Source organism: Alkalihalobacillus sp. FSL W8-0930 (genome assembly GCA_037965595.1).
Taxonomy (GTDB): Bacteria; Bacillota; Bacilli; order Bacillales; family Bacillaceae_D; genus Alkalicoccobacillus.
The window spans coordinates 2,978,344-2,999,528 of record CP150183.1; the positions used below are offsets into that span (position 1 = coordinate 2,978,344).

At 42.4% G+C, this 21,185-nt stretch carries 23 protein-coding genes; 4 read left to right on the plus strand and 19 right to left on the minus strand.

What is annotated here, in order from left to right; translation table 11 throughout:
- Positions 1-121: 121 nt before the first annotated feature.
- Complete coding sequence (locus NSQ54_15740) at positions 122-379, minus strand: glutaredoxin family protein (protein ID WYP25756.1); 258 nt, start codon at positions 377-379, stop codon at positions 122-124.
- A 250-nt stretch (positions 380-629) separates the two neighbouring features.
- On the opposite strand from NSQ54_15740, the gene clpP reads away from it, so the two are divergent.
- A complete protein-coding gene (clpP, locus tag NSQ54_15745) occupies positions 630-1,223 on the plus strand; it encodes an ATP-dependent Clp endopeptidase proteolytic subunit ClpP (GenBank protein ID WYP25757.1) in 594 nt (197 codons plus the stop codon).
- Positions 1,224-1,926: 703 nt separating this feature from the next.
- Here clpP and NSQ54_15750 read toward each other — a convergent pair.
- The 7 genes from NSQ54_15750 to NSQ54_15780 all read right to left on the minus strand — a co-directional run bounded on the left by NSQ54_15750 (position 1,927) and on the right by NSQ54_15780 (position 7,919).
- Positions 1,927-2,181, minus strand: a complete 255-nt coding sequence (locus NSQ54_15750) for an HPr family phosphocarrier protein (protein WYP25758.1) — start codon at positions 2,179-2,181, stop codon at positions 1,927-1,929.
- A gap of 28 nt (positions 2,182-2,209) precedes the next feature.
- Entirely contained in the window at positions 2,210-3,160 is a 951-nt protein-coding gene (gene whiA, locus NSQ54_15755; protein WYP25759.1) for a DNA-binding protein WhiA, read from the minus strand.
- A gap of 29 nt (positions 3,161-3,189) precedes the next feature.
- On the minus strand, positions 3,190-4,152 hold the full coding sequence (locus NSQ54_15760) for a YvcK family protein (GenBank protein ID WYP25760.1): 963 nt from the start codon (positions 4,150-4,152) through the stop codon (positions 3,190-3,192).
- Positions 4,149-5,042 (minus strand): RNase adapter RapZ, encoded by an 894-nt coding sequence (gene rapZ / locus NSQ54_15765; GenBank protein ID WYP25761.1) that lies wholly within the window; start codon positions 5,040-5,042, stop codon positions 4,149-4,151. Before rapZ ends, NSQ54_15760 begins: the two co-directional genes overlap by 4 nt.
- A 17-nt stretch (positions 5,043-5,059) precedes the next feature.
- Positions 5,060-5,536 carry an 8-oxo-dGTP diphosphatase gene (locus NSQ54_15770; GenBank protein ID WYP25762.1) on the minus strand — a complete coding sequence of 159 codons (477 nt, stop codon included), beginning with the start codon at positions 5,534-5,536 and terminating at the stop codon, positions 5,060-5,062.
- Positions 5,537-5,851: 315 nt separating this feature from the next.
- The gene (gene trxB / locus NSQ54_15775) at positions 5,852-6,796 is read right to left on the minus strand and encodes a thioredoxin-disulfide reductase (GenBank protein ID WYP25763.1); all 945 of its coding nucleotides are present in this window, start codon (positions 6,794-6,796) and stop codon (positions 5,852-5,854) included.
- 82 nt (positions 6,797-6,878) lie between these two features.
- Positions 6,879-7,919, minus strand: coding sequence for a tetratricopeptide repeat protein (locus NSQ54_15780; GenBank protein ID WYP25764.1), 1,041 nt, complete (start codon positions 7,917-7,919; stop codon positions 6,879-6,881).
- A gap of 286 nt (positions 7,920-8,205) precedes the next feature.
- Between NSQ54_15780 and amaP the strand changes: the two genes are divergently transcribed.
- Genes amaP through NSQ54_15795 form a run of 3 tightly spaced genes read left to right on the plus strand, consistent with a single transcriptional unit; the run spans position 8,206 to position 9,471 of the window.
- Positions 8,206-8,757, plus strand: a complete 552-nt coding sequence (gene amaP, locus NSQ54_15785) for an alkaline shock response membrane anchor protein AmaP (protein WYP25765.1) — start codon at positions 8,206-8,208, stop codon at positions 8,755-8,757.
- A gap of 12 nt (positions 8,758-8,769) precedes the next feature.
- Positions 8,770-8,979 carry a DUF2273 domain-containing protein gene (locus NSQ54_15790; GenBank protein ID WYP25766.1) on the plus strand — a complete coding sequence of 70 codons (210 nt, stop codon included), beginning with the start codon at positions 8,770-8,772 and terminating at the stop codon, positions 8,977-8,979.
- 21 nt (positions 8,980-9,000) lie between these two features.
- Complete coding sequence (locus NSQ54_15795) at positions 9,001-9,471, plus strand: Asp23/Gls24 family envelope stress response protein (GenBank protein WYP25767.1); 471 nt, start codon at positions 9,001-9,003, stop codon at positions 9,469-9,471.
- Between the two features lie 261 nt (positions 9,472-9,732).
- On the opposite strand, the gene hisIE is transcribed toward NSQ54_15795, so the two are convergent.
- The 11 genes from hisIE to NSQ54_15850 all read right to left on the minus strand — a co-directional run bounded on the left by hisIE (position 9,733) and on the right by NSQ54_15850 (position 20,972).
- Positions 9,733-10,356 carry a bifunctional phosphoribosyl-AMP cyclohydrolase/phosphoribosyl-ATP diphosphatase HisIE gene (hisIE, locus tag NSQ54_15800; protein WYP25768.1) on the minus strand — a complete coding sequence of 208 codons (624 nt, stop codon included), beginning with the start codon at positions 10,354-10,356 and terminating at the stop codon, positions 9,733-9,735.
- Positions 10,353-11,111 (minus strand): imidazole glycerol phosphate synthase subunit HisF, encoded by a 759-nt coding sequence (hisF, locus tag NSQ54_15805; GenBank protein WYP25769.1) that lies wholly within the window; start codon positions 11,109-11,111, stop codon positions 10,353-10,355. Before hisF ends, hisIE begins: the two co-directional genes overlap by 4 nt.
- A gap of 4 nt (positions 11,112-11,115) precedes the next feature.
- Entirely contained in the window at positions 11,116-11,850 is a 735-nt protein-coding gene (gene hisA, locus NSQ54_15810; protein ID WYP25770.1) for a 1-(5-phosphoribosyl)-5-[(5-phosphoribosylamino)methylideneamino]imidazole-4-carboxamide isomerase, read from the minus strand.
- A complete protein-coding gene (gene hisH / locus NSQ54_15815) occupies positions 11,843-12,484 on the minus strand; it encodes an imidazole glycerol phosphate synthase subunit HisH (GenBank protein WYP25771.1) in 642 nt (213 codons plus the stop codon). Before hisH ends, hisA begins: the two co-directional genes overlap by 8 nt.
- Complete coding sequence (gene hisB / locus NSQ54_15820) at positions 12,485-13,081, minus strand: imidazoleglycerol-phosphate dehydratase HisB (GenBank protein WYP25772.1); 597 nt, start codon at positions 13,079-13,081, stop codon at positions 12,485-12,487. It lies immediately after the preceding gene.
- On the minus strand, positions 13,074-14,354 hold the full coding sequence (gene hisD / locus NSQ54_15825; GenBank protein WYP25773.1) for a histidinol dehydrogenase: 1,281 nt from the start codon (positions 14,352-14,354) through the stop codon (positions 13,074-13,076). Before hisD ends, hisB begins: the two co-directional genes overlap by 8 nt.
- Positions 14,355-14,357: 3 nt before the next feature.
- Complete coding sequence (gene hisG, locus NSQ54_15830; protein WYP25774.1) at positions 14,358-14,990, minus strand: ATP phosphoribosyltransferase; 633 nt, start codon at positions 14,988-14,990, stop codon at positions 14,358-14,360.
- Positions 14,983-16,173 carry an ATP phosphoribosyltransferase regulatory subunit gene (locus tag NSQ54_15835; protein WYP25775.1) on the minus strand — a complete coding sequence of 397 codons (1,191 nt, stop codon included), beginning with the start codon at positions 16,171-16,173 and terminating at the stop codon, positions 14,983-14,985. Before NSQ54_15835 ends, hisG begins: the two co-directional genes overlap by 8 nt.
- A gap of 479 nt (positions 16,174-16,652) precedes the next feature.
- Positions 16,653-17,861, minus strand: a complete 1,209-nt coding sequence (locus tag NSQ54_15840) for a cystathionine gamma-synthase family protein (protein WYP25776.1) — start codon at positions 17,859-17,861, stop codon at positions 16,653-16,655.
- Between the two features lie 61 nt (positions 17,862-17,922).
- Positions 17,923-19,116: a M24 family metallopeptidase gene (locus NSQ54_15845; GenBank protein ID WYP25777.1), complete on the minus strand. Its 1,194-nt coding sequence runs from the start codon at positions 19,114-19,116 to the stop codon at positions 17,923-17,925.
- A gap of 182 nt (positions 19,117-19,298) precedes the next feature.
- On the minus strand, positions 19,299-20,972 hold the full coding sequence (locus NSQ54_15850; protein ID WYP25778.1) for a PucR family transcriptional regulator ligand-binding domain-containing protein: 1,674 nt from the start codon (positions 20,970-20,972) through the stop codon (positions 19,299-19,301).
- Positions 20,973-21,185 lie beyond the last annotated feature (213 nt).

Here is a 21,185-nt window from a genome sequence, read left to right on the forward strand (position 1 = left end):
CTTCCTCAGATAGGGACTATATACGTCCCGCGATGACATTTTACGTCCCGACTAATGCGTACGAAACGTTTGCCACAAGGTCATCATACCAATCGTTCACGAATATGACAAGTTTTTTACCTTAGTTTTTTTTATTAAATGAATCGTTGATATGCGTGGCAGAATGGATTGCTTCCTTTAACGTATCGTATGAAAGGATTCCTTCATCGGCAACTTGTCCATTAACCGTCACGACAGGAATACGAAACATGTAGGTTTCAAGCAACGCGTCATCTTGATAAATATCAACGGATTGATAGTGGAGGTCTAATTGATCTAACACCTTTTTCCCTTTCTCACATAACGAGCATTGATTCTTTGTATAGAATATAATTTCCACGGACAATCCCCCCTTAGTTGTACTCCTATCCACAGTATACCAAACAAGGTTTTTATATCTAACGGTTTAACTTCTTTTAGAAACGGAAATGATGAATAGAGGATTTACGCAATGAATAGGGAATGTATATGTGTAGAGTGGTTTTTATTTGACCTTCTCTGACCTAATAGGTATGATGTACATAACAGCAATGAAAGAGCTGACAAACAGTAAAATGAATTTAAATTACATTTCACAGGAGGAATGATCCATGAATCTCATCCCTACAGTTATTGAACAAACAAACCGCGGCGAGCGCGCGTACGATATCTACTCTCGTCTTTTAAAAGATCGTATCATTATGCTAGGAAGTGCAATCGATGATAACGTAGCAAACTCAATCGTTGCCCAGCTTTTATTCCTACAAGCAGAAGATCCAGACAAAGATATCTCACTTTACATTAATAGCCCAGGTGGTTCCATTACAGCTGGTATGGCAATCTACGATACAATGAATTTCATCAAACCAGACGTATCAACGATCTGCATCGGTATGGCTGCATCTATGGGTTCATTCCTACTAGCAGCCGGAGCAAAAGGTAAACGTCTTGCTCTACCTAACAGTGAAGTCATGATTCACCAACCACTAGGTGGAACACAAGGTCAAGCGTCTGATATCGAAATCCACGCTCGTCGTATCATCGAAATGCGTGAGAAACTAAACGAAATCCTATCAGAGCGCACTGGTCAATCTATCGACATCATCTCTCGTGACACAGATCGTGATAACTTCATGACAGCTGAACGCGCGAAAGAATACGGTCTAATCGACCAAGTCATCTCTTCACCATCTGATCAGAAATAAGAACGAAAAAAAAGCAGCCCATGTGGCTGCTTTTTTTGTGTGGTATGGTCGTGGGTGCTGGGATTAGCTAGGATCTGAAGTTTTAGGTGAGCTAGCATCGTATCAGAAGGTTCTATCTTTTTGCGCATTCCACAGCTTTTTTAGCACATACCCTGGGTTTTTGCGCATTCCACAGCTTTTTGAGCACAGACCTCGTTTTTTTGCGCATTCCACAGCTTTTTGAGCACACACCCGGGTTTTTTGCGCATTTCACAGCTTTTTGAGCACGCACCCGGTTTCTTCTCGCATTCTACAGCTTTTTTGAGCACGAACCCTAATTTTTTGCGCATTCTGCTGCTTTTTGAGCACGCCCCCCGCTTTTTCGCGCATTCCACTGCTTTTTGAGCAAATCAAGTTAATTTCAGAACCTCCACACCAAGCGGACGAGATGGCCGACCGACTCCTAAGAGAAGAAAAGGCAAGGTTGAAATGATTCTGGCATAGCCAGAATTAGTTCAACGCCTTCCCTAGGAAAGCGTGTCGGCCAGCTCGGGAGCGTGTTCACTCCTCCGCACATGGATACCCAAATCCTACTATCTAATTCCTCTTCCTAGGGAAAGCCTGCCGAACAGCTTGGGAGCGAGTTCGTTCAATACCACATTAATTAACTATAATCATCCTTCTCCACAAACAAAGAAAAGCAGCCCCCATGGCTGCTTCTCCCTTAAGCGTTCTGAATATAATCAACTAGCGTATCTAATGCTTCCTGTTCGTCGTGTCCATCTGTACTAATCACAATTGTGGCATCCTGCCTAATGGCTAAGCTCATAATACCCATGATGCTTTTTGCGTTTGCTACCTTTCCATCCTTCTCAATGTTCACTACGGATGTAAAACGATTCGCTTCTTGTACAAACATGGCTGCTGGTCTTGCTTGCAGGCCTCCTTTAATGGCAACCTTTACTTCCGACTTAAGCATAACGAGTCCCCCTTTGATTAAAATATATTCAGCTATTTATCATATCTCCTGATCGGATCTTTTCGGCAATTTCGTCAATCTTCTTTAATCTGTGATTAATCCCAGATTTGCTCACTTTACCACCTTCAAGCATGTCCCCAAGTTCTTTTAGCGTCACGTCTTGATGAGTTAATCGAAGCGTAGCAATGTCCCTTAATTTCGGTGGCAGCTGATCCAAACCGATCGTCCGCTGGATCAACCGGATGTTTTCAACCTGTCTAAGCGCCGCACCTACCGTTTTGTTCAGATTGGCGGTTTCGCAATTCACCAGTCGATTTACAGAGTTCCTCATATCCTTTAAAATACGAACATCTTCAAAATAAAGCAACGCCTGATGCGCACCTATAATACTTAAGAACTCTGTAATCTTCTCACTTTCTTTAATGTATACAATATATCCTTTTTTTCGTTCTAGTGGCTTTGCTCGCAATCCATATTCGTTCATTAATTCACATAACGATTGATTATGTTCCTCTGATGAAGAAAAAATTTCTAAATGATAGGAGGATGTTTCCGGATGATTCACAGAACCACCCGCTAAAAAAGCTCCCCGCAAGTACGCTCGTTTACGTTGTTCCGTATGAAGGAAGTCAGGTGTAACCGAACGAATCAGCGTGAATCCTTCACCGATAATCCCTAACGTCTCCATTAGAGGTTTCGCCCCTCGTGATACTCTTACCAAGTAGACATTGTTCTTTTTTAATCGCATTTTTTTCCGAACAAGCAGCTCGATAAAAATGTCTGGAAACAATTGTTTTAATAAAGTGTAGATTCGTCTGGCAATTGCAGCATTTTCGGTGGTAATATCCAAACCGACCTGCTGCCTGGCAAACGATAGTGAACCATTCATACGAACGAGAGCAGCCAACTCAGCAGAAGCTTGTGGAGTCGCAGGATCAAGCTGAGTTAATTCTTTTTTTACTTTAGCTGCAAAAGACATCTTGTCCCCCCCTTTCAGATGAATCTAATTTAAGTCAGGGGCACATCCAAGCTCCCTGATCGAAGAATGGCCTCTGATACCATTTTTGCATTGTGTCTTAATTGGCCGTCCTGCTCTAACACAAAGTCATCACAGATTATGTTAACACCCATCTCTTGTAGTCGTTCATGATCAACCGTCACTGGAAAGGCAATCTCTTCCTCGTATCGTGCTCGCACGTTTTGAGAGATAATTGAACCATTTACCAGGATGTCATCAACCAAATGAGGTCCACAATGAAAAATCAGTCCATATAGGTGATCAGCAGCAGAATATCCATCTGTCTCACCTAGTTGAGTCATTGCATTGCAGATATACATTTTTCTAGCGTCGGATGCCCGAATCGCTTCCACAATACCTGGTACGAGTAGGTTTGGTAATACGCTAGTATATAAGCTGCCCGGACCAAGTACAATAAGGTCTGCATTCTTAATTGCTTCAAGACTTTCAGGTAGGGGCTCAATCACTTCAGGTGTTAAAAAGACACGCTTAATCGGCTTACGGGCTGTTGGAATCTTTGATTCACCCGTAACCATTGAACCATCTTCCATCTCTGCATGAAGTACGATACTCTGATTCGCAGCTGGAAGAACTGTTCCGCGTACATTTAACACTCGACTGACAGCAACAATGCCTTGATGAAAGTCACCAGTGATGGACGTCATACCAGCTAGAAGCAAGTTCCCTAATGAATGACCTGATAAGCCACTTCCATTTTCAAACCGATGCTGAAAAAGCTCTTCAACCAGCGGTTCCACTTCGGCTAATGCGGTTAACACGTTTCGCACGTCTCCTGGCGGTGGGATATCTAATTCCTTCCGTAATATGCCTGAGCTTCCGCCATCATCGGCTACAGTTACAATAGCCGTTATATTAACCGGAAACGTTTTGAGACCGCGAAGTAAAACCGATAAACCCGTGCCGCCTCCAATGACAACTACATTCTTACTCACAGGTTGAGAACCTTTCGTTTCGCGATATCGCGGTGGCTTGCATGAACCTCATAATCCGCCTCGAATTGTTTTGCGAAATGCTCTACCAGTGTAACGGAGCGGTGTTGACCACCTGTACAGCCGATTCCAATAACAACCTGGCTTTTGCCCTCTCTTTTGTATTGCGGAAGCATAAAATCAAGCAGGTCCGTTAATTTGTCAACAAACTGCTGAGTTTCAGACCACTTAAGTACATAGGACGACACTTCTTCATCCAGGCCTGTTTGTGGACGCATATGCTCAATATAGTGTGGATTGGGCAAGAATCGCACATCAAATACTAGGTCTGCATCAATCGGTATGCCATATTTAAATCCAAAGGAAACAAGCTGGATTGAAAAGGATTGTCTAGCATTAGAAGAAAAACGACGGATGAGACGCTCGCGTAATTCCACCGGCTTTAAATCCGTTGTATCAATAATCAGTTGAGCACGTCCTTTTAACTCTTCAAGCATTTCTCTCTCAAGACGGATGCCTTCAAGTGGCAAACCATTTTTGGCTAAAGGATGCGTTCTTCTTGATTCCTTGTATCGTTGTACCAGCTTGTTATCTTTTGATTCAAGAAACAAAATCTGTACGGCTGGTTTCATATGACTATGACTTAATTGATCAACTGCCTCAAATAAATGATCAAAGAAACGCTGTCCACGTAAGTCCATGACAAGCGCTACTTTATTCATCTTTCCACTTGCACCTTCAACTAAATCCATGAATTTGGGAAGCAGTGCAGGAGGAAGATTATCAACACAGAAATAACCTAAATCCTCAAAGCTTTGAACAGCAACGGTTTTCCCCGCTCCTGACATTCCCGTAATTATGACAATCTCAATGGTTTGTTCTGTCTCTCCCATTCATCAACACCCTTTTCCTATTCTGGCTTCGTTTGTGCAGCTGGGTCTAGGCGTGACCGTAATAGCTTATAATCCGGAGTGTAATAAAACGTTCCATACTGAACGCCTTTACCATTTAATGCATGTTCAATAATGAACTTGTCTCCCGCAGCCATTGGCAGATGAGCTACCTCTTCGCACGGCCACCATTTTAATTTTCCTTCAGGAGATTGCTCGAGCAATGTACCTGAATAAGCTTCTGCTTTAAATGTAAACAACATCCACTCTGAAACTGTCTCGTTGTTTTCTTCTATTACAATGGTATACACACCATTTAATTCTGGATGACTAACGGATAAGCCTGTTTCTTCTCTAATTTCTCTAGTAGATGATTCTTTAATTGATTCTCCAGACTCCATTTTCCCACCTGGAGCAACCCACCAGCCACGACTCGGCTTTTGAAGAAGCAATACTTGATCATTTGTTACAAGTACGCAATTTGTAACCCTTTGCAATTCGATCACCTCATTGTCTATACATCATAAGTATACATTTATTTTAGGACTGCTACAATTATTCAAGGGACGAATTAAAGGATTTGACAAAAAAAAGGGCACGAGCTTCAAAAGCTCGTGCTAAAGATATATAAAAAGGGGGTCAATTACTTAAACATATTGTAACAGTTATATATTTCATGATTGTTACAGAATGATTAAGAAGGAATTACGAAACCCTTGGCGCGCAAGGGTTTCAGCATTAGTCCATTTTAGAAAATTGACTAATTCATACCGTCTTTATGACTACTTTTTATACAACAGTTTGGCAATTCGTCACGGATTGACTTTTTCAGCAAGACTTTCGATGTAATGTTGCACGTTTTGCGCTGCTACACTTCCATCACCAGTTGCTGTAACAATTTGACGAAGAGATTTCTCACGGACATCTCCAGCTGCAAAAATACCAGGGATTTTTGTTTCCATCTCTTCATTTGTCACAATGTATCCTTCTTCATTCAGGATACCTAGGTTCTTCACACTTTCATTCAATGGAAGCAAGCCAATGTAAATGAATACGCCGTCTGTCTTGAACTCAGAGACTTCGTCTGTTTTTGTGTTTTTCAGTTTGACACTTCCAACTTTGCCGCCTTCTTCATCTATCTCAGTAACAACGTGATTCCAGATGAATTCAACTTTGTCGTTATCAAAAGCACGTTGTTGTAAGATCTTTTGAGCACGTAATTCATCACGACGGTGAATAACAGTAACCTTTGAAGCAAATCGCGTTAAGTAAACCGCTTCTTCTACTGCAGAGTCTCCTCCACCTACGACGACAAGCTCACGATTTTTGAAGAACGCTCCGTCACAAACCGCACAGTAGGATACGCCGCGTCCGCCTAGCTCTTTTTCACCAGGTACGCCAATTTTCTTATACTCGGCTCCAGTTGTAACGATCACAGCTCGAGCGCGGTATTCTTTTGATCCTGCAATGACGCGTTTTGTGTCGCCTTCATCTATAATTTCCTTAATGTCTCCATATGCATATTTGGCACCAAATTTCTTTGCGTGCTCAAACATTTTAGTTGAAAGATCCGGTCCTAAAATATGATCAAAACCAGGATAGTTTTCAACTTCTTCTGTATTGGCCATTTGTCCGCCTGGAACACCTCGCTCAAGCATTAATGTGCTTAATTGTGCACGAGATGTATAGACAGCTGCAGTCATCCCTGCAGGTCCTGCTCCGGCAATAATAACATCATAAATGGTTTCTTCACTCATGGTTCGTACCCTCCTAAAATACACGTTAGAACGTATGTGTGTCTATCGTATCCAAATCAATCTAAAGTGTCTATTGATCTGCTCATATACTTTGTGGCCATAGACGGAAGCTGACCTCGCTTTTTTCTGGGTGCGCAAGATCTGCCAATCTTTCTTCTGTTTCAGTATGTCCTTTTTTGATCGCCTTTTTCCATAAAGAAATCGCTCGTTCCTGTTTTCCAAGTTGGAACTGGGCAACTCCAAGGCAATCATACAGCTCAGGATCAAGATCAAAGGTAAGTGTATCCACTTCTGCTAAACGTCTTTCAGCTTCCTGATACTCCCCTAACGCACAAAGTACACGCGCTAATTTTAAATAATGATCTGTGTCCATTGGATAGACCTGAGTGAGCACCTTCGCATAGGATTTTGCTTCACTCATTTCACCTAGCTCCAGGTTAAATAAAGCAAGATTACATAAAGCAAACAGGTTGCCTTTATCTTCGGTAAGCACATGCTTTGATATAGTAAAGGCTTTACCAATTTGCCCAGATCTAAAATAGGCTTCAGCTAAATGATTAAAGGCTGCCCAACAGCTTGGATAATCCTCTACCATCTCTTTTAAAACCGGAATAGCCTGTTCTGGCTTGTTTTGCTTTAGAAAAGATCCAGCTGTAGTATGGCCAGAAATCAGGCTTTCAATCTCCTCTGACTCATCCTCCATTGCTAGTTCTTCTTCCTTAAGCATTTCCAGTAACTCCTCAGCACCCTCAAGGCGAGATTCAGCTGTAGTCTCTTTTAAATACGTTTTTACTGATTGCTCAGCTAACAAAAACTGACCTAAATAAGCATAGTTATTGGCCATAAAAAAGTAGCATTCAGGATAATCACTCGTCTCGGTTAACACAGCACGAAGAATATCATTTGAACGCTCATATTCACTAAGCTCTGACAATACAGCAGCTAATTGAATTTGAAACACAGGTTCTTTATCTGTTAGCTTGACCGCTCGTTCAAACAACGTGACGGCACGCTTTAAATTCTTTTTTTTGTAGGCATCAATGCCTCTATGAAAGAAGTAATCTCCATTTTGTAGAAATGGGATTACATTGGTCTGTTTTTTTCGATAAACCGATACATCCATATAGACTGCTTTCCCTCCAGATGTCTTCTATGTGCTTGTCCAGTATACATCATCTGTATGAAAAATGGGAGAGAAGCGATTGACAATTAAACGAAGAATCTTTCCAGAGTCTATAATAACTTGAAACATCCCTACTATTCACACAATCATTTCCATGTTTCGGTTTATAAAAGTTAAGGAATATGATGGTCAGAGATGGTGCACCCTCTCAAGATTCGACACAAATAGATAAAGCTATCCTTTTTTTAGAGATGTGATTTGCTTTATGTAGAAAGGATGCGAACGTGTGAATCTGTTCATTCGATTTGTTTTAGGCGTTTATGCCTTACTCACACTTCTATTAACAGCAAGTGTTCTACTCACTGTAACAGACACGTATGACCCAATTAATGCTTGGCTAGATGCTCAACAAGCGAATGAAGGGTTTTGGATCATCATTGGGATACTTAGTTTCATCGGGTTGTTATCCCTAATCTTCTTAATCCAGGCATTCAAAATGAAACGATCTTCTGATTCTAAGTATGTGGCACCGACTGATATCGGAGTCATCGGAATATCAAAAGCATCCATTGAATCAACGGTGCTAACGATCATTAGAAGATTTGACGGGCTTAGATCGGTCAAAGTCGATGCGAATATTCTATCAAAATCTCAGCAAATTTTGATCAATGTCCGTTATACGCCGTTTGGGACAAGCCCAGTACAAGAAAACGCAAAAAAACTTCAAGAAACGATAAAAACAGAGCTTGAGAAGTGGTTAGAGATCCCTGTTAAAGAAGTGAAAATTGCTGTGGAAAATGAACCGTACACTTCAAAGAAACGGGAACGCGTCATATAAGGAGGAAGCGTAATGAATCCTGAAACCTTCATGCGCTATCGTGGGCGCATTCTAGGATTATTGATTGCCATCGTCTTCAGTATTTTGTATTTGACGATTGGCTTCGGATATACAGTGGCCGTTGCACTATTTGTTTTAATTGGTTACGTCATTGGAAAGTGGATAGATGGAGACTTAGATGTAAGTACCTACATCCAGGCGTTATTTAGCCGAAGAGATTAACAACAAAGGGAGATGCGAGAGATGGAAACAAACATTAAATCAACTGAAAAGACAAATGCACAATTACAAAAGGAACAAGAGCAACAATCAACAGAGCAAACAAACCGTGAAAAGCTAACCTATGATGATGAAGTCATCAAAAAAATTACGGCACTTGCCACAAATGAAGTATCAGGAATCCTAGGAATGAGCGGCAACCTGTTCCAAGGAGTGAGAGAAACATTTGGCGGCGATGAAAAGATTACTAAAGGTATCCACGCTGATGTCGGGGAAAAACAAGTTGCGATCGACATTGAGGTCTATGTGGAATATGGTAAGAACATTCCAAGCATTTACCGTGAAGTAAAAGAAAGTGTAAGCAAAAATATCCATAACATGACTGGACTTGAGCTTGTAGAGTTTAACATGAATGTAGATGATGTCTACACTCGTGAAGAATTCGAAAGCAGAAAATCAAATTCAAGCTCATCTACTGCTGGAAGAGTAGAGTAATAATTAGAGATTTGAAACAGAACGTAATCAATTAAAAAATGGCGAATGATTCTGCAACCGAATCATTCGCCATTTTTGTTTTAACACAACAAGCGGAAGGAGAACCCTAGACTCCTGTGGAATAGTACGCGGTGAAGACACCGAAACGGTGGGTTTTCGCGTACCCACGGAAAGGGAGGGATTCTCCTGCAGCGGATTTGTTGCTATATTCTTTTTTTACTTAGCTACATTCATGTTATGCCTCGACCTCTTTAACATTATTTACGAACGTTCCTTTAAAATATCTGTTACTTCGCTAAATGACACCTTCTGTTCTCTGAGTAAAACAAACAGGTGATACAAAAGATCCGCAGCTTCGTTTGTTAGCTCCTCGCGATCACGGTTTTTCGCCGCTATAATCACTTCCGCTGATTCCTCGCCTACTTTTTTCAGGATCTTATCGACTCCCTTTTCAAATAAGTACGTCGTGTAGGCTCCCTCTGGTCGTTCAGCTTCTCTTTCGGCAATGATTTGTTCAAGTTCCGTAAGAATAGTTACCGAGCTCGTTTCACTAACAGCTACCTCCTGCTCATCTAATGAAGAAGAGAAGCATGTGTATGTGCCCTTATGACATGCCGGGCCTTCTGGCGTAACAAGCACGAGTAATGCATCCTTATCACAGTCGTAACGAATATCTTGGATTTTCTGAGTGTTTCCAGAGGTTTCACCTTTATGCCACAGCTCCTGCCTTGAACGGCTGTAAAACCAGGTTTCTCTTGTTTCAAGTGACTTAGTTAATGATTCCTCGTTCATGTACGCAAGAGTTAATACTTCTTTGCTTGCTGCATCTTGAACAATGGCTGGCACAAGACCTTTCACGTCATATTGAATGGATTCTAGATTCATCGAATGGACAGCCCTTCCTCTTTAAGATAGCTTTTCACTTCTGCTACAGATGTTTCTTTATAATGAAAAATAGACGCTGCAAGTGCGGCATCAGCCTGTCCCTCATGGAAGGCTTCTAAAAAGTGTTCCTTGCCGCCTGCTCCACCTGATGCAATAACAGGTACGGTGACCGCTTCATTTACTTTTTGTAAAAGTGGAAGATCAAAGCCTGTTTTCGCTCCGTCCTGATCCATACTCGTTAGCAGGATTTCACCTGCACCAAGTGTAACAACATGTTTGGCCCACTCTGAGACGTCCCAATCGGTTGCTTTTCGTCCACCATGTGTATAAACACGCCAGGATTTAAGGTCAGCATCGTATTTTGCATCTATGGCAACCACAATACATTGGGCTCCAAAGAAGTCCGCACCTTCTTTGATTAATTCCGGTCTTAAAACAGCTGCTGTGTTTAAGGAAACCTTGTCCGCTCCTGCACGCAGCACACGTTTCATATCAGCAAGTGTGCGAATGCCACCGCCCACGGTAAAAGGAATTGCTAGTTTTCCAGCTACTTCTTCAACTACCTCAATCATCGTCTCGTGACCTTCATGAGAGGCAGAAATATCAAGAAACACAAGCTCGTCTGCACCTTGTTCATCGTAAAAAGCAGCAAGTTCAACTGGATCTCCAGCATCTCGTAAGCCGACAAATTGAATGCCTTTTACAACTCGCCCTTCCTTCACGTCTAAGCATGGAATAATTCGTTTGGTCAGCATCCAACTACCCCTTTCTGTCCAGGGCTTCTTCAAGCGTAAATTGATTGGTATATAAGGCTTTTCCAACGATTGCCCCATCAATCCCCGATGATTGCTTCGCTGCCAGTTCATCTAAATCTGCGAGTGTACTGACTCCACCTGATGCTATCACTTTTGCACCGCTCGCTAATGCTAATGCTTCAATGGCTTCTGTATTTGGTCCTGACAACATCCCATCGCGTGCAATATCGGTAAAAATAAACGTCTTTGCACCAAAACGAACCATTTCACGAGCGAGATCCTCTGCTTTTACTTCAGATGTTTCAAGCCATCCCTCCGTTGCCACATATCCATCTCTCGCATCAATTCCAATGACAATTCGATCCCCACCATATGTAGCAAGCATCTCTTTTGTGAAATTTGGATTTTGTACCGCGACACTCCCGAGGATCACTCGGTCTACATCGCGCTCCAAATAATAAGCAACATCTTCAGCCGAACGAATGCCTCCACCGATTTGTACTGAGGCATCTAATTCTTTTGCCACACGGATAACATATTCATGGTTCACGCGTTTTTTCGCTTTTGCTCCGTCAAGATCAACCATATGGATCCACTTCGCTCCAGCTTGAGCAAACGATTTCGCCATTTCAAACGGCGAATCTCCATACACCGTTTCCTGGTCATAGTCCCCTTGGACCAGGCGAACACATTTCCCGTCCCTCATATCAATTGCTGGATAAATAATGAATTCAGTCAAATTGTTTCACCCCTTTTTCAACCAAACGTCCGAAGTTCTTTAGTAATTCCATGCCGACCTGGCTACTTTTTTCCGGATGGAATTGCGTACCGACAACAGAGCCTCTTCCAACAATGGCAGGAACGTCCTGATGGTAGTCAGAAGTTGCAACCAGGATGTCTTCATCTTCTGTTTGTACTGCGTACGAATGTACAAAGTAAACATACCCCGCATCAACTTCTTGAAGAATGGCATGATCCTTATGAAACTGGAGCTGGTTCCATCCCATATGTGGAATTTTGTAACTCGCACCTTCACTCGTTACCCCTGTAAACTTAGTCACTTTTCCAGGTAATAATCCCAATCCCTTAGTTTGTCGATGTTCTTCGCTTTCTTCAAACAACAGCTGCATCCCAAGACAGATGCCCATCAATGGCTTCCCCTCTGCTGCCCATTGTTTAAGAAACTCGCTTTTTCCTGTTTCATTTAAAATCTCCATGGCATCCGGAAACGCACCAACACCGGGTAAAAGCAAGCCGTCCGTTTTAGCAAGCTCCTCTATTTCCTCTGAAATGAGGTAAGGCAGACCAATTCGCTCCATTGCTTTTGAGACACTATGCAAATTGCCCATGCCATAGTCAACTATTCCAATCATCTACAACATTCCTTTCGACGAAGGGACTCCTTTTACACGTGGGTCAATCATTGTTGCTTCATCTAATGCACGTGCTAATGCTTTAAATACAGCTTCAATCATGTGGTGTGTGTTGTGACCATAATGAACAATCACATGCAGATTCATTCGTGCCTCCAACGCAAATTTCCATAAAAACTCATGAACAAGCTCTGTATCAAATGTCCCTACTTTTTGGGAAGGAAACTCTGCTCTAAACTCTAAGTGTGGACGATTACTAAGATCCACAACCACTTGAGCCAACGTTTCATCCATCGGGATAAAGGCGTTTCCGTAACGTTTAATCCCTTTTTTTGTACCTAATGCTTCCTTCACAACCTGCCCAAGACAAATTCCAATATCCTCTGTTGTGTGATGATCATCCACATCGGTGTCACCATTCGCCTGAACAGACAAATCAAATTGACCATGCTTTGCAAAAAGGTCCAGCATATGGTTCATAAAAGGCACCCCTGTATCAAGTGTGGTTGTGCCTTCTCCGTCAATATTAAGATCTAGCTTGATTTGGGTTTCTCCCGTATTACGCTCAATACTGGCATTGCGTGTTTCTTCAGTCATTTTGTTCATCTCCTAATCGAATCTCTACCGCACGTGCGTGAGCCTCTAATCCTTCTAATCTGGCAAGTGTTGTAATCGCATCTGCCTGTGCCATTAATGCTTCTTTGGAATAGGAGAGCACACTCGATTTTTTCACAAAGTCATCTACACTTAATGGGCTTGAAAAACGAGCCGTTCCTTCGGTTGGTAACACGTGGTTTGGTCCTGCAAAATAATCTCCAATTGGTTCCGTAGTATATGGACCGATAAAAATAGCACCAGCATGACGAATTTTTCCTAGCTGCTCCATTGGATTCTGAACAATGATTTCTAAATGTTCAGGCGCAATTTGATTGACTGTTTTAATTGATTCCTCTAGGTTTTGAGTCACATAGATTACCCCTTGACCTTCAATCGATGCGCGCGCAATGGCTTCTTTTGGTAAGGTCTGCAGCTGAAGCTCAACCTGCTCGGAAACCTCTTCTGCTAATTTCTCTGAATCTGTTACTAAAATGGCCGTTGCCAGTTCATCATGTTCTGCCTGCGAGAGAAGATCAGCTGCAACATGAGAAGGAATCGCTGTTTGATCCGCTAAGACGGTAATATCACTTGGACCTGCGATCATATCAATGTCCACAACGCCATATACTGCACGCTTGGCAAGCGCAACATAGATATTCCCTGGACCGGTAATCTTATCAACTGGGGCAATTGATTCCGTTCCGTAGGCTAGTGCTGCAACCGCTTGAGCCCCACCAATTTTATAGATCTCTTTAACGCCTAGTTCACTCGCAGTAACAAGGACTCCAGCGGGGAGTTTGCCATCTTTCTGTGCCGGTGAAACCATCGCGATCTCTTCCACGCCTGATACTTGAGCCGGAATGATATTCATCATAATGCTTGAAGGATAAGCGGCCTTTCCACCCGGTACGTAGACACCCACTCGGTCAAGTGGTGTGACCTTTTGTCCAAGAATGACGCCATCTGGTTTTGTTGTCATCCAAGACTGTGTCACTTGTCTCTGATGGAAATCTCGAATTCGCTGGATCGCTTCACGAATCGCTTCGATTACGTTAGGTTGAAGGTGTTGATACGCTGCCTCAAGCTCTTTAGGATCAACCTTTAACTGAGTGAGTTCCGCCCCGTCTAGCTCCTTGGTATAGCGATACAATGCATCGTCTCCATGATCTCGAACGTCCTTCATAATTGATTCTACAATTTGTTGTTCCTTTTCTTTTCCAGCCTCTATCGTTCGCTTAAACGTTGTGGATCGATCTACTCTTTGAATCTTCACCCGTTATTCCCCCTCTACCACATCAAATAACCGCTCTACCATTCGATCAATTTGCTCTGCTTTCATCCGGTAGCTTACAGGGTTCACAATAAACCGAGATGTGATTGGCTCAATGGTTTCAAGCTCGACTAGCCCATTATCTTTTAACGTTTGACCTGATGAAACGATATCGACAATTCGATCCGCTAGTCCGATAAGAGGTGCCAATTCGATGGATCCATTCAGCTTAATGATCTCTACTTGTTCACCTTGTTTTTTAAAATAATGAGCAGCTAGATTTGGATACTTTGAGGCCACCTTTGGGTTAATTTCCTGCTTTTGATAACCCGGCAAGCCTGCAACAGCCATATAGCATTCACTAATTTTTAAATCAAGCACCTCGTACACATCACGTTCTTCTTCAATCATGACGTCTTTTCCTGCCACACCAACATCTGCCACACCATGCTCTACATAGGTTGGCACATCCATTGGTTTCGCTAAGATGAATCGTAAATTTTCTTTGGGAACTTCAATAATTAACTTTCGTGAATCATCAAACTCTTCAGGAAGCTGGTAGCCCGCTTTACGCAGAAGGTCCAAGGCTTCTTCAAAGATACGGCCCTTTGGCATTGCGATTGTTAACGAATCACTCATCAGCTTGACCTCCTTGCTTGGATTTCCCAATGACATAAAGGATTTCATCGTATTCCTCACTCATTTGATCAACATTTGCAATTCCATTTAAATCTTGAAGAACAACGACCTGCCCTTCCTCTCTTAACTGACGTGCCTGACCAATTGCTTCCGCTCGTCTTTCTCGACTAAAGATCACACATGTCCGTTGTTTGGTCGGAGCAATTTGTCCAACAGCCTCCGCTAACAGATCTAAGCGAATACCAAAGCCAATCGCTTGTGCAGGACGGTTAAATTGCTGTAGCAATTCATCGTAGCGCCCTCCACTTCCAAGCGGAACGCCAAGCTCCTGACTGTACACTTCAAAAACGGTGCCAGTATAGTAGCTCATATGAAGCACAAGATTTAAATCAATCGTGATAAACGAGTCTAGTCCATATTCCTCTAGTACAGACCACAGCTCTTGAAGTTCCTCAAGCGCTGCTTTGCCTTGTTCGGATTCAACGAGCTTCCAAGCCTCTTCAAATAATTCATTTCCACCACGAAGCTTAAGTAAGCCGAACAGTCTTTTCTTATCAATAGAAGAAAGCTGAAGTCCTTTTACATGCGATCTGAACCCAACATAATTTTTTTCATAAAGAAAACGGCGAAGTACCTCTGCGCGTTCCTTATTTCCAACGATTTCAAGAAGCAGTGCATCAACAAATCCAACGTGGCCAATCGCCAGTTTAAACTGCTGTAATCCAGTCCGCTTTAACGATTCAATTAAAAGAGCTATGGTTTCAGCATCGGCACTCACTGAACCATCACCGATTAATTCCGCTCCTACCTGCTCAAACTCCGCCGGACGACCGCCATCGTATTGCTGCGCTCTAAATAAATTAGAATGATAGCCTAAACGAATAGGATAAGCTGTTTGATTTAAGCTTGAAGAAACGAGTCGTGCTATCGGTGCTGTCATATCTGGACGAAGCACCAAGGTATAGCCCTGTTTATCCATTAACTTAAACAGCTGCTGATCCAAAATGGCCGATTTGGCTCCAATTGTATCGTAGTATTCAACCGTTGGTGTCTCAACCATTTGATACCCCCAACGTTTCATTTCATTTACAATCTCAGTTCGTAAATACGTTTTTGTTTCGTACAGCTCTGGCAACGTGTCTCTCATGCCAAGAGGTTTCTCAAACATGAATAACTTTGACAATATTCGCACCCCACTATGTATCGATTCATCTTATTTTCAGTATATCACACGATTTTGCTTTAGTTCGCTAAATCAATAGCGAGGTAAAGGATTTATTGATAGTTTACATCGCTCTTCCTTATGCGTCAACCAATTCGTGTCATTGTAAGAGCGCAAATGTAAAAATAACAGTCATTTCACTCACAATAAAAAGGACGGGACTGGGACATAACAGTAAATCGCTCACGAAAACACGAAAATAGCAAGATATCCGCTACAGGAGAATCCTTCGCTTTCCACGGGAACGGCCTCAGCCCCTTTCGCGGAAAAGCGCCGCTACAGTGTCTTCACCGCGTTCTGTTCCGTAGGAGTCTCAGGTTCTCCCTCCGCTCGATACATAGAAATACGAATGGCGAATGATTCGCTCATTGAATCATTCGCCATTTTCTCGCTTATTTTGAGTTATGTCCCAGGCTCATCCTCTTATCATTTATGTTCATTTAATTCGTTGAAATTGTAGCATTTACCGACTCGAGTGCTTGTTTAAAATCAGCCAAGATGTCCTCTGAATCTTCTATCCCACAGGATACACGGATGAGCCCTTCTGCAATGCCCATCGCCGCACGTTCCTCTGGCGTGCATTCCACATGACTCGTTGTTCGAGCAGGTCCAACGGTTGTTTCGACGGAGCCTAAATTTGCCGCCCGGTTGGCAAATGCAAGCCTTGGCAATAGCTCACGTACCGTATCAATGCCACCTTTTACAGCAAAACTCAGCATCCCTCCATATCCCTTCATCTGACTTTTGGCAATGTCATGATTGGGGTGAGTAATGAGCCCCGGATAAAATACAGACTCGACCAAATCACTTTGTTCAAGGAATGTTGCCAGCTTCATCGCATTTTCAGCCTGACGTTTCACACGCAAATCCAATGTTTTCATTCCTCTGAGTAATAAGTAGGCAGCCCACGGATCCATTGTGGCACCATTAATCTCACGGTAATGATAGATTGCCTCTACCAATGCTTCATCATTACCAACCACTACTCCCCCAAGCGCATCTGCATGTCCGCCAAGAAACTTAGTGGCACTATGAATGACTAGATCCGCTCCAAGAGTTAGTGGATTTTGGTTAATCGGTGTCGCGAATGTATTGTCCACAACCACAAGGGCCCCCGAGTCTTTTGCACATTGAGCTGTACGCTTGATATCTGTTATTTTTACGGTTGGATTAGTTGGTGTTTCAAGGTACAGGAGTTTACATCCTTTTGCAATTTCCTCTTCAATTTCTTCGTGATTACCTGTTTCGCAAAAGACAACCTCAATATGAAGCCTTGGAAGAAATTCAGTAAATAGCTTGTTTGTCCCACCATACGTATCTTTAATCGTTACCACACGATCTCCTGGTACTAAGAAGGTGTAAAGCGTATTACTAACAGCTGCCATTCCAGTCGAAAAGCTAGTCCCTGCTTTCGCTCCTTCAAGCAACTTCACCTTATCTTCAAAAGCTTGTACCGTGGGATTTGTATTTCGTCCGTAGATATGCCCCTTTTTCTTTCCAATCGCCACGTCATACCATTCGTCCATATCGTCATAGCCAAAAGCTACACTCGGAATGACCGGGACTTGTGTAGCGCCATGAACTAAATACTCCTTCTCTCCACCCCAAACAGCTTTTGTACCGATTCGTGCCTCATTAAAACGACTCATCTAACCTCTCCCCTCGTTATCATTCCATATGAAAGAAGGCTTGAATCAAGCCTTCTTTTATTTACGATGCCGTGTGAATATCCGGTTGCTTACAAACAAGTTCTCTTGGAAACTCTGCAAAGGTCTCACACCCATTTTTCGTCAGGCGAATGGATTCACTAATCTCAACTCCAAATTGATCAAACCACATACCTGGAATCACATGAAACGTCATGTTTTCTTGGAGAATCGTCGTATCTCCTCTTCGAAGGCTTGCTGTATGCTCGCCCCAGTCAGGAGGGTAATTCAGCCCCATTGAGTAGCCAAGCCTTGATTCTTTATCCAATCCGTGCCTGGCAATGCTCTTTCGCCAAACCGCTTCAACTTCTCCACAGGTCATACCTGGTTTCGTTGCATCAAGGGTTTCATTTAATCCCTCAATCACAATCTTTGAAAGCTCAGAAATGTGTGGGTCTGGTTGACCGACAACAAGGGTGCGAGCAAGCGGACAATGATACCGCTTATAGCATCCTGCGATTTCTAAGATAACCGTTTCTCCTTGCTTATAGGTCCCGTCTGTCCACGTTAAATGGGGTGAAGATGTTTTGATTCCTGATGGAAGCAGTGGAACGATCGCAGGATAGTCTCCGCCGTACTCCTCTGTCCCTGATATTTGTGTGTGATAAATCGTTGCTGCAACATCGCATTCACGGACTCCCACTCCGATAGCATCCATTCCTGCCTGCATAGAGCGTTCAACAATGCGCGCTGCCCGTTTCATGTATTCAATTTCTTGATCAGACTTAATGAGTCGCACCCAGTTGACTACATTCGTCGCATCCTTTAGTTGTCCAAGTGGCAGATGCTGTTTTAAATGCTGGTAGCAAGAGGCTGTGAAATAATACTGATCCATCTCTACTCCTACTACTCGGTTTCCTTGGCCAATTTCCGTTAAAAACTGTGCAACAAAATCCATTGGATGCTTACTTAAAGACTGAACATATTCCTCAGGGTAGGGAATAATGTGATCATGATGTAACCAAGCGGTTTGCTTTGCTCCATTCGCATCCTGTGATCGACCAATCCAAAGGGGCTGCGGTTCATCAATAATCACCACAGCCAGCTGATGAACGTAAAAGGACCAGCCATCATACCCTGTTAGATAATTCATATTGGCAGGATCACTTATTAGGAGAACTTCAATTCCTGATGCCTCCATCCTTTGTTTTGTTTTTCTTAAACGATCCTGATATTCCTCCATTGTGAATGAAAGCATCGCTGTTCCTCCTTTGTCATAGCAAGCAGTACAAACAATTGTGTTAATCATCTGAATACTCAAAGTATATGCAAGGAGACAACTTACAAACAATCATCAAAGTGTAAGAAATTCTAAACCTACTTGTAGTCAAATAAACCAAAAGAACGTTTACATGCAGTTTTATGAAAGAAAATCTTTCATTAAAGTCTGTCCCTTTTTTGCATTTGCCAAATACGAATACTAAGCTCCAATAAAAAGATATCATCTGGATTGGCTAGAGACAATTGGGTTAGAGATTCAATTTTTCGTAACCGATACAACAGTGATTGCCTGTGCAAATGCAGGGCACGTGCGGTTTGACTGATTTTACTTTGATTTCGATGATACGTAGTAAAGGTTCCTATTAAGTCCATATTGCGCTTGAGGTCATACCGGTGTAAGGGGGTAACGACTTCAAGAACAACTTCATAAAGCTCTGGATCATCTCCCATTGCCTTCAATACTCGATCCACACGAGTATCTGAATAAAAGACTCGACGAGATTGATCGTTTCTTCGTTTACCAATCTGTAAGGCTTGAAAGGCTTGTTCATAGCTTTGTGAAAAAGAAGATAAGGAGCCTCCTCCCTCACCAATGCCCCAATCCATAACCATACTTGGAAAAAGATTAATCAGTCGACGGCTTATTAAATCTAAGAAATTGTGGACGGTTTCTCGTTCAGCATCTTCTGTTACTTCTAAAAAGATAATCAACTCATTGTTTTGAAAGGTAGACATCGTTTGATGATGAATCGACCTTGCTACAAGATTCACCTCTTTTTCAACGTAATGCTCCAGACTAACTGCCCATGCATCCTGAGAGTGATTTTCGAAAAAGGAATGTGTGATATCAGGGTAACCAACAATCGCTACATACGGTAAATCAAGATAATATCCCAATACTTTTGCACGACTCTGCATTTCTTCATCTGAACGAATTAAATCTTTTGCAAGCTCCCATACAAAATGATTTTTCACTTTTGCTTGAGCTTCTAGAACCGCATTTTCTCGTAAAAACCAAAAGGCTGCAGCTGTGCCTATGTGCTCCAGTACGATTAAAAATGTATCGGGAACAGACGTTGGATTGTGATCGAGTATCATATACACATAGCCTTGAGGGACTTGTTTGCCTTGTGAGATGGGGAGTCGTATAAACGTACCCAAAGCTGTAGATCCGGTTTCAACTTTTGTTAAAAGGGGATGATCAAGATTTCCGGGAATTGGTTGTGCAAGCGAATCTGCTTGTTTTTTGATTAAGGTAACCCAGTTTAATGGATCTTCAATGTCTAATGCAATGGGACCCATTAACTCTCCATCAGGATCAGTAATGTATGTCGATAAGTGAAGCTCATCGCGTACATACTGAGTCAATTGTGCAAGCGTGCCTCCACCTAAAACAATAGATAAAAGCTCTTGTCCAATTGTCTGTAATTCTTCCATGTATCCTTTTTTTACATCCATCATTTTCGTTGTAATCGATTGTGTGACATCAGCGAACCGTACTTCCCAAGGCAGACAGATAATCGGAAAATCGTGCTCTTCAGCTAGTTCAAGACAGAACGGATCAATATCCATAATGTATCTGCCTGTAGCGACACCAAGACCTGATGCCCCCGACTGAATCACATCTTGAACAAACTCATAAAACCGCTCTGGCTCCTGCGCGTACCCAATTCCCGTTGTTAAGACCATTTCATTTTTACGCACAAAATGTTCAACAGGCGCTTCCGTTATGGAAACCCATTCAACAACACGCTCCTGAAGAGATGGATACGCCGTTTTTACAGCAGATGTCTTTAAGATGTCTAATTCCATTACTTCTTTCATTGTGAGCATCCGTTTCATCCCCCCTCAAACAAAACTAAGGTTCATCACTAGTTCTTGATGTAGTAGGAGAAATCCTTTATTACTGGCGATTTTTTGACAATCTGACACATATAAAAGAGACTGGTACATAACAGTAAATCACTCACGAAAACACGAACATAGCAGTATATCCGCTACAGGAGAATCCTTCGCTTTCCACGGGAACGGCCTCAGCCCCTTTCG